Origin of the sequence: Nostoc sp. (assembly GCF_036917615.1) — a bacterium.
In the GTDB taxonomy this organism is placed as follows: Bacteria; Cyanobacteriota; Cyanobacteriia; order Cyanobacteriales; family Nostocaceae; genus Nostoc.
The window spans coordinates 101181-116176 of the sequence record NZ_JBALCZ010000081.1 but is presented as its reverse complement, the minus strand read 5'-3'; the positions used below and the strand labels follow the sequence as shown (position 1 = coordinate 116176).

General features: G+C 40.1%; 14 protein-coding genes and 2 pseudogenes. 9 read left to right on the top strand and 7 right to left on the bottom strand.

Annotated elements, in window-relative coordinates:
- Positions 1 to 614: hypothetical protein (locus V7K85_RS29925; RefSeq protein WP_334819315.1), on the bottom strand; the 614-nt coding region annotated here is incomplete at its 3' end.
- A gap of 250 nt (positions 615 to 864) precedes the next feature.
- Between V7K85_RS29925 and V7K85_RS29920 the strand changes: the two are divergent.
- Positions 865 to 960 (top strand): annotated as a pseudogene (locus tag V7K85_RS29920) (transposase); the annotation flags it as partial.
- Here V7K85_RS29920 and V7K85_RS29915 read toward each other — a convergent pair.
- A complete protein-coding gene (locus tag V7K85_RS29915) occupies positions 939 to 1409 on the bottom strand; it encodes an RtcB family protein (protein ID WP_334819313.1) in 471 nt (156 codons plus the stop codon). The pseudogene V7K85_RS29920 and the gene V7K85_RS29915 sit on opposite strands and share 22 nt — an antisense overlap.
- Before the next feature lie 389 nt (positions 1410 to 1798).
- Here V7K85_RS29915 and V7K85_RS29910 point away from each other — a divergent pair, with 389 nt between their 5' ends.
- From V7K85_RS29910 to V7K85_RS29900, 3 genes are read left to right on the top strand one after another with little or no spacing between them, the layout of a single operon-like run.
- Positions 1799 to 1993 (top strand): heavy-metal-associated domain-containing protein, encoded by a 195-nt coding sequence (locus tag V7K85_RS29910; protein WP_334819322.1) that lies wholly within the window; start codon positions 1799 to 1801, stop codon positions 1991 to 1993.
- 43 nt (positions 1994 to 2036) lie between these two features.
- On the top strand, positions 2037 to 4361 hold the full coding sequence (locus V7K85_RS29905) for a heavy metal translocating P-type ATPase (RefSeq protein ID WP_334819311.1): 2325 nt from the start codon (positions 2037 to 2039) through the stop codon (positions 4359 to 4361).
- Between the two features lie 19 nt (positions 4362 to 4380).
- Positions 4381 to 4608, top strand: a complete 228-nt coding sequence (locus V7K85_RS29900) for a hypothetical protein (RefSeq protein WP_334819309.1) — start codon at positions 4381 to 4383, stop codon at positions 4606 to 4608.
- Positions 4609 to 4773: 165 nt separating this feature from the next.
- Here the strand turns inward: V7K85_RS29900 and V7K85_RS29895 are convergent, their stop codons facing one another.
- Positions 4774 to 5211: a heavy metal-responsive transcriptional regulator gene (locus V7K85_RS29895; protein ID WP_334819307.1), complete on the bottom strand. Its 438-nt coding sequence runs from the start codon at positions 5209 to 5211 to the stop codon at positions 4774 to 4776.
- Positions 5212 to 5754: 543 nt separating this feature from the next.
- Between V7K85_RS29895 and V7K85_RS29890 the strand changes: the two genes are divergently transcribed.
- On the top strand, positions 5755 to 6864 hold the full coding sequence (locus tag V7K85_RS29890) for an aromatic ring-hydroxylating dioxygenase subunit alpha (protein ID WP_334819305.1): 1110 nt from the start codon (positions 5755 to 5757) through the stop codon (positions 6862 to 6864).
- Between the two features lie 430 nt (positions 6865 to 7294).
- On the opposite strand, the gene V7K85_RS29885 is transcribed toward V7K85_RS29890, so the two are convergent.
- On the bottom strand, positions 7295 to 8338 hold the full coding sequence (locus tag V7K85_RS29885) for a caspase family protein (RefSeq protein WP_334819303.1): 1044 nt from the start codon (positions 8336 to 8338) through the stop codon (positions 7295 to 7297).
- Here V7K85_RS29885 and V7K85_RS29880 point away from each other — a divergent pair.
- Positions 8316 to 8465: a hypothetical protein gene (locus V7K85_RS29880; protein WP_334819301.1), complete on the top strand. Its 150-nt coding sequence runs from the start codon at positions 8316 to 8318 to the stop codon at positions 8463 to 8465. The two genes, V7K85_RS29885 and V7K85_RS29880, sit on opposite strands and share 23 nt — an antisense overlap.
- A gap of 20 nt (positions 8466 to 8485) precedes the next feature.
- Here V7K85_RS29880 and V7K85_RS29875 read toward each other — a convergent pair whose 3' ends face one another.
- Positions 8486 to 9166: a hypothetical protein gene (locus tag V7K85_RS29875; RefSeq protein WP_334819299.1), complete on the bottom strand. Its 681-nt coding sequence runs from the start codon at positions 9164 to 9166 to the stop codon at positions 8486 to 8488.
- A 114-nt stretch (positions 9167 to 9280) separates the two neighbouring features.
- Positions 9281 to 11275, bottom strand: a complete 1995-nt coding sequence (locus tag V7K85_RS29870) for a heavy metal translocating P-type ATPase (RefSeq protein WP_334819297.1) — start codon at positions 11273 to 11275, stop codon at positions 9281 to 9283.
- A gap of 465 nt (positions 11276 to 11740) precedes the next feature.
- On the opposite strand from V7K85_RS29870, the gene V7K85_RS29865 reads away from it, so the two are divergent.
- From V7K85_RS29865 to V7K85_RS36710, 3 genes and pseudogenes are all read left to right on the top strand, one after another.
- The gene (locus tag V7K85_RS29865; RefSeq protein ID WP_334819320.1) at positions 11741 to 11932 is read left to right on the top strand and encodes a divalent metal cation transporter; all 192 of its coding nucleotides are present in this window, start codon (positions 11741 to 11743) and stop codon (positions 11930 to 11932) included.
- 242 nt (positions 11933 to 12174) lie between these two features.
- Complete coding sequence (locus tag V7K85_RS29860) at positions 12175 to 12558, top strand: hypothetical protein (RefSeq protein ID WP_334819295.1); 384 nt, start codon at positions 12175 to 12177, stop codon at positions 12556 to 12558.
- A 126-nt stretch (positions 12559 to 12684) separates the two neighbouring features.
- Positions 12685 to 12951, top strand: a pseudogene (locus V7K85_RS36710) (hypothetical protein); the annotation flags it as partial.
- Between the two features lie 113 nt (positions 12952 to 13064).
- Here the strand turns inward: V7K85_RS36710 and V7K85_RS29850 are convergent.
- The gene (locus V7K85_RS29850; protein WP_334819291.1) at positions 13065 to 14846 is read right to left on the bottom strand and encodes a sensor histidine kinase; all 1782 of its coding nucleotides are present in this window, start codon (positions 14844 to 14846) and stop codon (positions 13065 to 13067) included.
- Between the last annotated feature and the right edge of the window lie 150 nt (positions 14847 to 14996).

Genomic DNA, 14996 nt, shown 5'->3' with positions numbered 1-14996 from the left:
GACCACGAACTACCATCGAAAGAGGAATAGTAGATTGCGCTGTCATCCCCTACGCCTTTCCAAACCATGTACAACCTGCCCCCATAAGATGCCAGGGCGGGTGCGGCTGAGGTACCCCGGTCTCCGGATGTCAGTTGTTGCGGAGACCACGAACTACCATCGAAAGAGGAATAGTAGATTGCGCTGTCATCCCCTACGCCTTTCCAAACCATGTACAACCTGCCCCCATAAGATGCCAGGGCGGGTGCGGCTGAGGTACCCCGGTCTCCGGATGTCAGTTGTTGCGGAGACCACGAACTACCATCGAAAGAGGAATAGTAGATTGCGCTGTCATCCCCTACGCCTTTCCAAACCATGTACAACCTGCCCCCATAAGATGCCAGAGCGGGTGTGGTTGAGGTACCCCGGTCTCCGGATGTCAGTTGTTGCGGAGACCATACGCCTAGCTGTACCTGCGCCAAATCCCCCACTGAAACCGCACGACTCATTGCACGAGTACTGTTTGTCAAACTAGTACTAGTAACAAAGTTTTGAGGTGCTGCGAAAGCAGGACTAACCAGACTTAAAGCAAAGGGAGTAACAAAGGCGGCAAAAGTTATGAAGCGTTTAAACATATCAAGATTACTTCATCAGAGTATGTATTAAAAGATTACTTGATTAGAGTATCTATATAGATCAATACTCCGGACAGTTTTAAGTTGAGCCAATCGACAAGAGGAGCAATAAAAGCTAGCTATAGCAAAAGTTTGGGGTTGTTTTAGTGCGATTACAACATCTCGTGTCTACATATTTATTAATTTATTTATTAAAAAAATAATTGACAATATTCAGTGATTAATTTTAATTTATATATGGTGTACTAGAAAATTTTTACCTGCATATAGTCCTGACTACAATATCATCGAATTAGTCTGGTATTCATGTAAGGAATATATTGCTCATCGTCTCTTCCAATCAGTAGTCATCGTCACATTACGCGTACCGAAGAAGTAATCCCCCTTCATCCGTTCTACGAATTGGTCACGTTTTGCCAGAAATTCCTCGATTGTTAAATTAACAACATGCAGGCGCATCCCACAGTTAATATCAGAACCGACAGCGCTAGGGATGATCTGACCCACAGTTTCCACAACTGAACCAATGGCAACACCCGCATCACCTGGGTGAAAGTCAGGCGTAGCACAGGCACGACACACGCATCCACCTGACGGGTGGCGGACGCTTGCCAAATTCGCTAACTGCTTCAGTGCCTTAGCTTCTACGGGGAAACCTTCTGGCAGTAGCACTTCTGCTACAGGGGCATCAGGAGAATTAACTAAACGAACTGAATAAGTACGATTGTTGTAAGTTACATCCAAACCCTGCCGCTCTAAAGCACGCAGGAGACGTTTCAGATTTTTTGGCTGCATGAAAACTCAAAATCGAGCCTTAAAAAAGACTCATTGTTGTGAAGAGATTTACGAGACTTGGGTTCAGCAGCCGCGTCTCAAGTGGTGCGGAAGGTCATTTTCCAGAACTGTGGGGAAAACAACTGGTTATATAGCCTTGATAACACAGACTTGCATCGGAAGACAAGTTTATTGTAGTATGTTGTATTTTTAGCGATTTATATACTACGTCTGTAAATAAATTTGAATTTTAGCGAAAAACTTTTAAAATTCTCTAGACTCTCCAGCCGGCTAGAGAGTCTAGGATGAATTCAAGGCGACTTTCTTTGCAGTTATTTCTGACTGTTGACGGTTGTCCCTCAGTCATCCAGTTTGATCTGGCTAGGTTGTTCATTTTATCCCGTAAATCTATGACTCTCCAACTCACAGTTCCCAACATGGCTTGTTCTGTTTGTGCAGGCACCATCACCAAAGCACTTCAGGCAGTCGATGCCAACGCTAGCATTCAGGCTGATCCGACAACCAAGCTCGTCAGTGTAGAAACTCAAGCATCAGAAACAGCAATTAAGGAAGCGTTGGCTGCTGCTGGCTATCCAGTTGCTTAATCTTTAAGATCCTCCCACATCAATCACGGCGGTTCATCTAGTTATGGATACTCTCACACTCAAACTTCGAGGCATGAGTTGCGCCGCTTGCGCCAACAACGTCGAAAAGGCAATTCGCTCTGTTCCTGGGGTAAGGGACTGCAACGTTAACTTTGGAGCCGAACAAGCCGCCATCAAGTACGATCGCTCTCTAGCCAATTTGGAGAAAATCCAAAATGCGATCGATGCTGCGGGATACTCTTCCTACTCACTCCAGGAAGAAATGCTCTTTGAAGAAGATGATGCTGAGAAAGCGAGTAGGCAAGCATTACAACGCGAACTCTCCCTCAAAGTAGTAGTGGGAGGTGTAATCAGCATTTTCCTATTTTTGGGATCGCTGCCCATGATGACTGGGCTGAACTTGGACTTAATTCCAAGCTTCCTGCAAAATCCTTGGGTACAGTTAGTGCTGACAACACCCGTCGTGTTCTGGTGTGGTGGATCTTTTTACCGCAATGGTTGGAAAACGCTTAAGCGCCATACAGCAACGATGGACACGCTGATTACTTTGGGTACAAGTGCAGCGTATCTATATTCTTTGTTTGTTACTGTTTTCCCGAAATTTTTTATTGCTCAGGGCTTGATACCTCATATTTATTATGAAGTTGCTGCCATTGTGATTACCTTAATTTTGCTGGGGCGGTTGTTGGAAAATCGCGCTAGGGGACAAACTTCTGAAGCCATTCGCAAACTCATTGGCCTACAAGCTAGAGATGCCAGAGTTATCCGTGATGGTAGGGAAATTGATGTTCCCATCGCCGAAGTCAGAATCAACGATGTGATTTTGGTGCGTCCTGGGGAAAAGATTCCGGTAGATGGCGAAGTGATTACAGGCGCTTCGACGGTAGATGAAGCGATGGTGACAGGTGAAAGTTTGCCAGTCAAAAAGCAGCCAGGAGATGAGGTGATTGGGGCGACGATTAACGGTGCGGGTGCATTTCAGTTTCGGGTGACAAGAGTCGGAAATGATACGTTTTTGGCTCAAATCGTCAAACTAGTGCAACAAGCACAAGGTTCTAAAGCCCCAATTCAACGCTTGGCAGATCAAGTGACAGGATGGTTTGTCCCAGCTGTGATTGCGATCGCGATCGCTACTTTCGTCATTTGGTTTAATTTCACGGGTAACCTGACTCTAGCAACAATGACAACGGTGGGTGTACTGATTATCGCTTGTCCCTGTGCTTTGGGTTTAGCTACCCCCACTTCTGTAATGGTGGGGACGGGCAAAGGTGCAGAAAATGGCATCTTGATTAAGGGTGCGGACAGCTTAGAATTAGCACACAAAATTCAAACCATCGTTCTAGATAAAACCGGCACTTTGACTCAGGGTAAACCTACGGTTACAGACTTTGTGACTGTTAACGGCACAGCTAATCGTAATGAAATCAAGCTTTTACAGTTAGCAGCAACGGTGGAACACAATTCTGAGCATCCTTTAGCATCAGCAGTTGTAAAATACGCCCAGTCTCAAGAGGTGAGTTTAATAGATGCAAAGAACTTTCAGGCGATGCCAACGGCTACCCACTTCGTGGCTAACGCAGGTAGTGGTGTCCAAGCAGTTGTTTCAAATCAGCTTGTGCAAATTGGTACACAACGCTGGTTAACGGAACTTGGAATTAACACCATCAGTCTCCAGCAGTATAAGAATGCCTGGGAAGCTGCTGGTAAAACAGTCATTTTGATTGCTGTAGATGGCGAACTACAAGGAATAATGGGTATTGCCGATGCCCTCAAACCTTCATCAGCAGCAGTGGTGAAAGCTTTACAAAAGTTAGGTTTAGAAGTAGTAATGTTGACCGGAGACAATCGTCAAACTGCCGATGCGATCGCTCTACAAGTTGGTATCCAGCGAATCTTTGCCGAAGTGCGTCCAGATCAAAAGGCGGCGATTATCCAATCTTTGCAAAGGGAGATAAAGAGATTTCCCAAATCCAAAATCCCAAATTTAAAATCTAAAATTGTTGCAATGGTTGGTGATGGCATAAATGATGCGCCAGCCCTAGCACAGGCTGATGTGGGAATTGCTATTGGTACGGGAACAGATGTGGCGATCGCAGCTAGCGATATTACCCTAATTTCTGGAGATTTGCTGTTAATTGTCACAGCAATTCAACTGAGCCGCGCCACCATCAACAATATCAGGCAAAATCTATTCTTTGCCTTTATTTACAACGTCATTGGTATTCCTATTGCCGCTGGAATTCTATTCCCTATCTTTGGTTGGTTACTCAATCCAATTATCGCCGGAGCTGCGATGGCTCTTTCTTCGCTTTCTGTTGTTAGCAACGCTCTAAGATTGCGTAACTTTCAACCAAAAGTTATCTCATAATTGCAGGTTAATTTAGAAAATGTTGAGTAAAAAAATGCTTTGGGGAAGCCTTACAGCTTTAGTGCTTCTCACTGGAACATCAGGCGTAGCATTAGCAGAAATGCCAGCCCACTCGTCAGGGCAAACCAGCCAATTTCATCGGATTGAGCAACCTTTGGGCTTGAAAGTTGGTGTTGTGATCGGTGGTTTAGCCTTAATTGGACTAGAGTTGTGGTGGTTTATTCTCTATAAAAGTTCTGAGTCATAAATGAGGAATTAAATCCAACATTATTTGGACATTTGTTGGGTAGAACAAAGCTAAATCTAACCTAAATTCATATTTTTATCCTTACTAATCCCAGTGAGTACTACAGCGGATTTTCAATTAGTGCAGTACACAAACTATGTTTCATAGTCAGATATAAAGCCTATTTTACTCCTGACTCCTACTGTAACTTTTATTTTGAATTATCGGACAAATTCTATCCTCATGGTGGTCGCCGATATTCTTCCAGCCTGAAAGTAATCCATCTATTTCAGAACGTAAGGTTAACAATTGATCAATTTGGCGATCAATCTGCAAGACCTTAGCTTTGAGCTTTTCTTTGATTTCACCACAGGGAGCTTGTCCTTGGTCATAAACCTGAAGAATATTTCCAATTTCTTCTAGGCTAAGACCAAGATTTTGCGCCCTTTTAATGAAGGCTAGACGAGTCAGCACATCCAATGAAAACTGGCGAAAGCCTCCCTCTGTTCGTCTTGATGATTTGATTAAGCCTAAACTCTCGTAATATCGAATTGTCCTGATGGGGATTCCGCTTAAATCTGTTACCTGACCAATTAAAAGCAGTTTTTTCTCTTGAGTTAACACCGGAGATTTTCCCTATTTTTGTAATTATTATTACATATTTTCCTAATTTATGACTTACGCATTGTGCAAAAGAATTATGTTGTGTATCAACGTCAACACGTCGTTTCGGGTTTTTATTAATCATTATTTAATGGTAAATAGACCCGCGCTGTAGGGGCAATTGATGAATTACCCCGACGACAGATATGGCTTTTAAAATAATGCATATTTGTTTTTTTCTGTCAACTAATAATTTATATAATTATTCAGCTATTTGAGAGTTAAGCAAAATATCGGCATCAGTGTTTTAAATTTTTATCTAATTAGAGATTTTACTAAGTTTTAATTTTTCAAATATCTATTCTAAATGGATATTAGCTTAGTTAAGCTGATATTGGATTGGCATAATTTTGACATTGTTAACAATATTTGTTCAAAATTTTACCTGCTAAATTTTATCTATTTATTGGGTTACTATTTCTCATGGTACTGAAAGTAACTGTTTTTTTTTAGTTTGCATGTTATTTCTAGATCAACTGCTTCACCTCAAGTGAAACTATAAAAATGAATCTCAACTCGCAGACTTTTAGCTCAACCCGTAAACCTAAAATTTTCAATAATCCAGAGCGTTTTATTGAGGGCTGGTATTGGGTAATACCCTCTCGAAATCTGCGGGTGGGTGAAGTAAAACCTGTCACGATTTTGGGTAGAGAATTAGTGATTTACCGTGGTAAAGACAAAAGAGTAGTTACCTTTGATGCCTACTGTCCACATATGGGCGCTCACCTTGCTGAAGGTAAAGTTGAGGGTAATGCACTACGTTGTTTTTTCCACCACTGGAAGTTTGATGCTGAAGGGATGTGTATTGATATCCCATGTTTAAATACGTCGCTTTCCTTGAAATTACAAACTTGGCCTACTGCTGAAAAGTACGGGATGATTTGGGTTTGGACTGGAGAAATCCCACAACAACCTCTACCTTTTGTTCCAGAGTTGGAACAAAAAGAGTGTGATATCGCCATCCATTCTCACTTCATGATAAACTGTCACCCCAATGTGGTGATGATTAATGCGATTGATGCTCAACACCTAAATGCAGTTCACAAACTGCCAATAGAAATTATTTTTGAAAGACAGGAACTGAACGAGAATGCGATTATCTTCAGTAATACTACACCCGTCAAAGACAATTTATTTTTCATTAAGCTCATCTGTCTTTTCTACAAAAATGCCATAACTTACAGTATTTGCCATTGGACTTACAGTATTTGCTATTGGTACGGTAGCATTGGCATTGTGACACTTGGCCCGGATTTCTTTCATGTCCACATGATGGTTGCAGTTCGCCTTCACAAAGGCGGAAAAACTGAAGGTCAAATTCTGTTCATGACTAAAAAACGTAAAGGAATTTTTGGTTGGTTATCCAATCGAATTGTGCTAGAGCTGACTAAGATTGCAACTAAGTACTTTCTGATGGGTGACATCAAGATTCTCCAAACAATTCAGTTTAATTTGAAAACTCCCATCAAAGTAGATCACTCAATCATGCAGTTTATTAACCATGTTGAAAAACAGCAATCTCTAATGTGGGGGACTTGGCAAGAAGGGCGATCGCGCGATGTGGAGAGCAAGCCCAAGCGTGAGAGATGGCAAGATACAATGAGTAATGACTAATATCATGTCTATATGCCCAAAATTCCGTTAGACTGCTTGGTCAATTAAACGGACACGATATTATACCATTGTCAACAATCTTTGCAACGAATGAATCGTTTGTAGGGGCGTACAGCTACACGCCCCTACTAGCAATGGAAAATATAGCAGGTATTTTGTCAAATTATATAATAATTAATAAAAGTTAAAAGTTCAAGGAAATTCCTTTTAACTTTTAATTTATTCTTTACTGCGCTACTAGATCAATAAAAAGAAGTGGCAAAGCCACTTCCTAATTCCCAGGTAGAACCTAAGTTATGAGTATAACGATTACAAAAAATTGAAATAGTATAAACAAACACCAATTAACTGAATATCTCTGTTTTCCTTGTTTTCTGGGTGGGGAAATCCTGATTTCCATCGGCCAAATAACTGTATATTTACATAATTCTCATGATTGCAATGCAGACTCAATTTTGTCCAGTTCATCGCCAAGATGTGCCAGTTTTGCCTCTTCATCAAGAAGCTGCTGTTCTAATTGAAACTTAACGGCAGTACCAGCCTCAATTGCTACAGCTTTCTTCATCTGCTTAAACTTCTCGCTGCGGATGTCAAATTCTGCTTGAAGTGCGTCTAGTTTTTGTTGCGATCGCCGTCGCCCTCCAGCAGTTAAACTAGTAGAAATTGGACTAGTTTCAATAGTTGCTGCTTCACCAGATAAAAATTTACTTCCACCTGCGTAATAGCAAAGGGGAAAATTATCGCCCAAATCCAGCACTTTATTTACAAATGGGTGCTGCGGCCCTGATGCTCTTTTTGGCACTTGGTCAAACAAGTAAACTAAAATATCAAGAATACGTGCATAGCCATCCTTATTCACCGCTGCTTTACCTTGCAAGGCTGACAATAAGCAATCTGTGAAAGCACTGTAGGGTTGACCCGTGTAAGAATATTCGTCTTCCCGCGAAGAAGCAACCACAACTCGACCGCTTCCTGTTCCTAGCACATTTAACAGTTCCGGCGGTAAGGGTGATTTTACAAAGGCTTCCCCTGGTTCCTTCAAAGCTGGAACGCCACCAGCATGACAGCAATCTAATAAAACTACGAGTTTACGCGCTGTAATTGCTTCAATTTTTTGGGTAAATTCTACACCTGAGATAGCTGTGTCTGCGCGTTGGCTGGGGTCATAGCCGAATGGTACAAGGAAGTATTCATTGGTACGCTGGATGCGTCCACCGTGACCAGAGTAGTAAATGATCACAGTTGCATCAGGATTTTGATTTACTTGGGTGATGATTTGGTCAAAAGCTGTGAGGATATTTTGCCGAGTTGCAGAGGTTTCGGTTAGCAGTGTGACTTGTTCTGGTCGATAGGCGGCGCGACTTGGGTCAATCAGTACATCTTTTAGGGCAGCTGCATCTAGTACAGTGACAGGTAAATCTGCACCTACGCCAATAAGTAATGCATAACCGTTGGTAAAAGTTTGGTTTGTCATGCTGTGGGTGAGGAATGCGATCGCCTTTTATACTCTATATACTTGTGGGAAGATGCTTAGACGTGAAACGGCTTATCGTCAGATATTGCGCTTTGCTGATGTGATTGTTGATTGCGATCGCCGCTAAATTAGATGTTGAGCAGCCGATTATTGCTTACTAGGATTCAAGATAACAATAATTTCTGTAAGCCTAATTCCCAGAGGTTTCCAGTGGGGATTGCTGGAGGAAAAAGTACCATCACCAGATACTGATTGGTAATCATTGGGGAACTTCTCAGAAGCATTGGGAGCCGTGTCTACTCGTAAAATGAGTTTGCCTTGATAACGGGATAATTTACTACTATCTAACAAAATAGTACCGCCGTAGTCCCACGCCAATCCATAAAGTTTAAAGTTACCTAATTTTTTACGTAATTCGTTCAAAGGGGTTCCTACTGCAATACCTTCGCGGGTTTTCCAAGCTGAACCCAGGTTACGCACATCTAGAGGTTTAGTACGAGTGTTATCACTCCAGACTACTAGCAGAGAGCGCCCCTGATTTAGATTTAACTGAGTAGCTGCAAAACTACCCATTCCTTCAGGGCCTGAAATGGTTTTATCAATGAGATGGGATACACCAAACAGCTTCACTAAATCTTGCTTAGTGGTTGTGCGTCTTATCGGCCCGACTCGTTCGCCAGGAACAATCAAGGTGTCTGTTAATGGTTGCGATTTAGCAACAGTAACTGGATGATTGATTTTCTGGGGTAGTGCAAAGGCTGGGTTTGCTGAATAGTTTAGCAGTAAAGCTAAAGTAGCTGTAGTAATGCCTTTGATTGATGAATTCATGGGTTCTATTTTGGGTAGCAGAATATCAGCCAGAAACGTTAAAAAAAAACTCCTTGTTCTTCAGTTTTAACTTCTACAATTTCCCAATTACAGATTCCCGATTTCCCAATAATTTTATTTCATCACTCTAGTTGCGTTGAAAATTGCTAGTAAAGCTACTCCCACATCAGCAAAGACAGCTTCCCACATCGTCGCTACACCTAAAATACCCAATCCAATAAATACAGCTTTAATTGCTAAAGCAAACCCAATATTTTGCCAAACAATTCTGCGGGTTTTTCTAGCAATTTGTATTGCTTCTGCCACTTTTGACGGTGCATCTGTCATAATCACAATATCGGCAGTTTCTATGGCTGCATCTGAGCCTAAAGCGCCCATTGCCATGCCAACATCTGCTCTAGCAATCACTGGCGCATCATTAATACCATCCCCAACAAAGGCAACTTTACCATGCTTGCCGGCGGTGCTGATTAATTTCTCAATGGCATTAACTTTTTCTTCAGGTAATAACTCTGCTTCGTAGGTATCTATGCCAAGCTGTTGAGCAATCCGAGAAGCGATCGCTTGATTATCTCCTGTCAACATTACTGTTTTTTCTACACCCATTTGCTTGAGTGCTTGAATAGCAAGTCTCGCATCTTCTTTGGGTTCATCAGCAATCAGAATATACCCAGCGTAAATATTATCCACTGCTAAATGAATCACTGTTACCTCTAACTGGCAATTATCATGAGCAATATTCTCTTTATGTAATAGGCGATCGCTTCCCGCTATTACTACCCTATTTTCTACCTTGGCTCTAATTCCATAGCCTGCTATCTCTTCATAATCTCTCACCTCAAATTCATCTATTTTTCCAGCATAAGCCTTGCGGATAGATTGAGCGATGGGATGATTTGAGTGCGATTCTACTTTGGCAGCTAATTGCAGTAACTCTTGTTCATTAAAGCCATTTAATGCTACTATATTTGCTACTTTGAACACCCCTTTAGTTAACGTTCCAGTTTTATCAAAAATAACTGTATTGACTGCATTTAAAGTATCTAAAAAAGTAGAGCCTTTAACCAAAATACCGCGTTTAGCAGCACTTCCTATACCTCCAAAGTAACCTAATGGAATACTGATAACGAGTCCACACGGACAGGAGATAACTAGTAAAATTAGGGCACGATAAACCCATTCTGAAGTAGTTGCACCAGAAATTAATAAAGGAGGTAATACTGCAACTGCTAGAGACGTAAAAACTACGATTGGCGTGTAATATCGGGCAAATTTAGTAATAAACTTTTCTGTTTCTGCTTTTTTACTTTTGGCATTTTGCACCAAGTCTAAAATCTTAGCAATGGAAGATTCATCAAAGAGTTTTGTTACTCTAATGCTGATCACACCCATTTTATTGATCATCCCAGCCAAAACTGTCTCTCCCAGCCTCACCGTTCGCGGCACAGATTCTCCAGTTAATGCAGATGTATCAACTTGCGAATTACCATCTATAATCTCACCATCTAAGGGAATCTTTTCTCCAGGCTTGACAACGATAATATCCCCAATCTTAACCGTTTCTGGCGATACTTTCTTGAGTTCTCCCTCTATTTTGATATTGGCATAGTCTGGGCGGACTTCTAATAAAGCTTTAATAGAATTACGAGAACGACTAACGGCAATATCTTGAAACAATTCCCCAATTTTGTAAAATAACATGACTCCGACAGCTTCGGGTAATTTATGAATTGCGATCGCCCCTAGTGTCGCTACTGTCATTAAAAAGGTTTCATCAAATATTCTAGCTCTGAGTAGATTGCGCCCAGCAGTTTTTAAAACACTCCATCCACTTAATAAATAGGCAGGAATGAAAAGCAGATATTCACCTATCGAGTAGAATGTATTGTGTAATTGATTTTCAAAAATTACACCAGGTGCATATAAACTTAAAATCAATACCAAAGGCAATACCTCATTTTTCAGATTGAATTCTCCACCGTGATCGTGATTGTGGTCATGGTTATGATTATCATCAGGATGGTGATTATGAACATGGTTATGATTCTCGTAATGGTGATGTTCACAGTTGGAACAACCTGAAGATTCTGAATGTACTTTTCGCTTCATTTTTTCTGTTAAGGTTAGTAAGTTATTTGATATATGAGCCTTTTCTCAAATGTAATGAAAAAAAGAAGTTTTTACAAGTTGCTAATTTAAGAACGAGAATCTATATCAATATAAAATTTAGGTTTATCGTTGAATTTTTCTACTAATATTTTATTAATATCAAGATTTGTAACTTTCTGAAGGTAGCTATTCTTGTCAGTAGGGGAGAATTATGAAAATTTGAGAGTATAAACAAATGCCTTTCCAGAAAAGCCCATCATTCAGCCCAGCCTACCTGAAGTTCACCGCAGTATAAAAATTCCTAACACCAAGCATCTGGCGTAAGATGCTGGCTTATGCAGGCCCAGGATATCTCGTATCTGTAGGGTATATAGACCCTGCTAACTGGGACTGACTTAGCTGGCGGGGCTAAATTTGGTTATGCGTTGTTAACGGTAATTATGCTCTCCAACTTGATGGCGATTTATAATCCAATCTCTGTGTGTGCGGTTGGGAGTAGCAACGGGGCGAGATTTAGCGCAGGCTTGTCGAGATCACTTCAGTTTGCGTGTCAACTTCGGGTTATGGGTACTTTGTGAGATAGCGATCGCAGCTTATGACTTAGGGGAAGTTTTGGGAAGTGCGATCGGGCTGCAACTGCTTTTTGGCCGACTTTAACCAGGTAAGTAGATCAACCTAATCAAACATCAAATGCTCAGGACATAAAAGCGCGACTTCTGATTAAAAGTTGGGGTTCTGGGTATTATGTTTATACCAATCTAATTTATGATCAAACTGGGTAGATATGGAACTTTCTTAGGTAACAAGTGTCAACCTAGCTATTCTTAGAGAAAACTCACTTGAAGTTTGAAAGTGAATCGAATACCCTAAGCTAGTAGACAATTTTCTCAACGAAATCTATGAACAAAAAAATTTTCCTGAATTTGCTTTCTAGTTCCTCAATTTTTGTGTCGATGATGTCTACGCTGGCAGTATTTCATCCTGCCCATGCTAGTACTAGCATTACACAGAAATTAATGCATACACAAGATGGTCGTACCTGTATCACTAATCCACATGGGCAAAAAGATTTTGTGTGCATTCGAGATTCAGAGAGAAAGCAACCGTATACCTCATCTACACGTTCCTCAACCATTGTCACATCAGTATCAGATCAGAATATTGCCATGTTGAATTTTACTGACGCGGAAAGTGATCGGGCAATTCAGTTATTTGGATGCGACTGTCCATTGTGTATAAATTCTTTGCGTCAGTTGCAGGGTACTGGAAACTTGGTGTACTAAGGTTGAAGAGGACTGTTCGCAAGGTGTAACTTCTGTTAGATATACGTGATTAATCACGTATAAGAAGATATTCAAAACCAAAAAAGCATTTTTAACTACGTACCACTACTATTATTAAGCCAGCACAAGCGGGTTATTCATGTTTTCGACCGAGAAGGTGACATCACAGAGGTTTTTGATAAACTTCGCCACCAAAAGCACACAGGAGTTATGGTTCGCGCGGCTCATAACCGTAGTTTAGATTCTGATAGTGAGCGTCTTTGGTCAAAGTTAGAAGCACAACCTATTAGTTTTGAACAGGAAATCGAATTACCCCAGACGAGCCAGCGTACTGCTCGTCAAACCAAACTGGCTATACGATTTTGTCCGGTCAATCTCCGTACTCCTTACCGTTTTGATAACCGTGACCGCTTGCTAGAGAGACTTAACGGGAAAAGTCAGATAATCAATACCTCGATTCATCCGTCCAGTTTGTTCTGGTTCAAGATAGGTTAATGTTCCTTTCGTTAGCTTGCAACCATTAGGGCTTTTGTAGGAATCTTAATTACAAATTCAGTTCCCTCCCCTAGTTCAGAGATACAGCTAATTTGTCCACCATGTTTTTCGACTATAATCTGGTAGCTGATCGATAAACCTAGTCCAGTACATTTACCAACGGACTTGGTAGTAAAAAAGGGATCAAATAACTTTGAACGCACTTCCTTATTAATTCCACAACCGTTATCAGCAATACTAATTTCAATCCACTCTTGAGTAAGGATCTTAGTACGGATAAGAATTGTCGGTAATTGTTCATTGGACTTCTCTTTTTTATTACTCATAAACCAGAAAGCATTATGATCTTTTAACGCATCAATGGCATTAGTAAGGATATTCATAAAAACTTGATTAAGTTGTCCAGGATAACATTCTATTAAAGGTAATTTGCCGTATTCTGTAATAACTTTGATTTCTGGATGTTCATCTTGAGCTTGCAAGTAGTGTTCCAGAATCATGAGAGTACTATTGATGCCTTCATGAATATCGACATTTTTGATTTCTGCTTCATGTAAACGAGAGAATATTCGTAGTGATAGAACAACTTCTTTAATTCGTTCTGCCCCCACTGTCATTGAATTTAGGATTTTTGTTAAGTCTTTAGTTAAAAAATCAAGTTCATTTTCTTTGATTAACTCTTGAATTTTTTGAGGAGGATTTGGATAATAATCTTGATAATTTTGTATTACTTTAAGCAAAAAATTGGTATATTCATTAGCATAAAATAGATTACCGTGAATAAAGTTAACTGGGTTATTAATTTCATGAGCAATACCAGCAACGAGTTTTCCTAAGCTAGACATTTTTTCAGTATTCACTAGCTGACTTTGAGTTTTTTTTAGCTCATCTAAAGTTTTTTGCAGATGGATATTTGCTTGCTCAAGGTAATCAGATTGACTGATGGTAGATTGCTCAGAAACATCTAATAACTGAGTTAATGTGGTAATTTGTGATGTGAGATGCTGTAAAACATAATTTTGATTTATTGTCTTTTTATTTTTCTGATTTATAACACATTGACTTTGATTAATAAAAATATTGTTGTCGTCGAAAGGTAAGATTATCATCTTGACATTTAATGCTAGCGGACGCAATAAATCTACAGTCGTCCGAGGAACTAATACTTTCAAAAATATCAGAATCACAAACATATTTCCGGAAGGTAATAAACCTCCAAAGCCAACTACAGATTTAACATTAAATGGAATTACAAATGATTTTTGTGAAGGAATATAAGGGCTATTCAAGGCATCAGTAATGTAAAATACATTATACATCCTCTGTTCTAAATCCGTTAATAAATTAGGATCTGGTTGTATTACAGTACCTGGATTTAACCCTAATTGTTGGATAAGTTGAGAAATCATGGGGATACGAGCAATTGCTTCTTCATTTGCTAGGGGAATTACCTTGTGTCGCTCAGATTGGTATCGAGAATTCCATTGTGGTAACTCTCCAGCAGTTGCCAATAATGTCAAGCATTTTAGACTATCATCAGGTATATAATTACCTAATAAATCATCCGTATATTCTTGTAATTCTGATGTTAATTCTCCATAAGAATGAGTTTTAAAAAATCGAATTAGTATGCAGGATTTTTCCCCAGATTTTTTCTCAATTAAATTTTGATACAGATATTGGATAATGTGATTACTAGCCTCTTCCATGCTGTTAGCTGCATTGCCTAAATTCCGTAGAGCTAAACCGCATTCTGACATATCTCTTAAAGTAAATTTTTGCAAGTCATACATCAGATATCTCCTATGCCTTGAGGCAATCATGACAACATAGGCGCTCAGGGGAGGAGATGTTGTTAACTTTCATAATGGAAAATTACCAAAGCCCCTAATTTACCCTATTTTACGCATAAGACAGTTTTATTCTATACAACGCTAATTTAG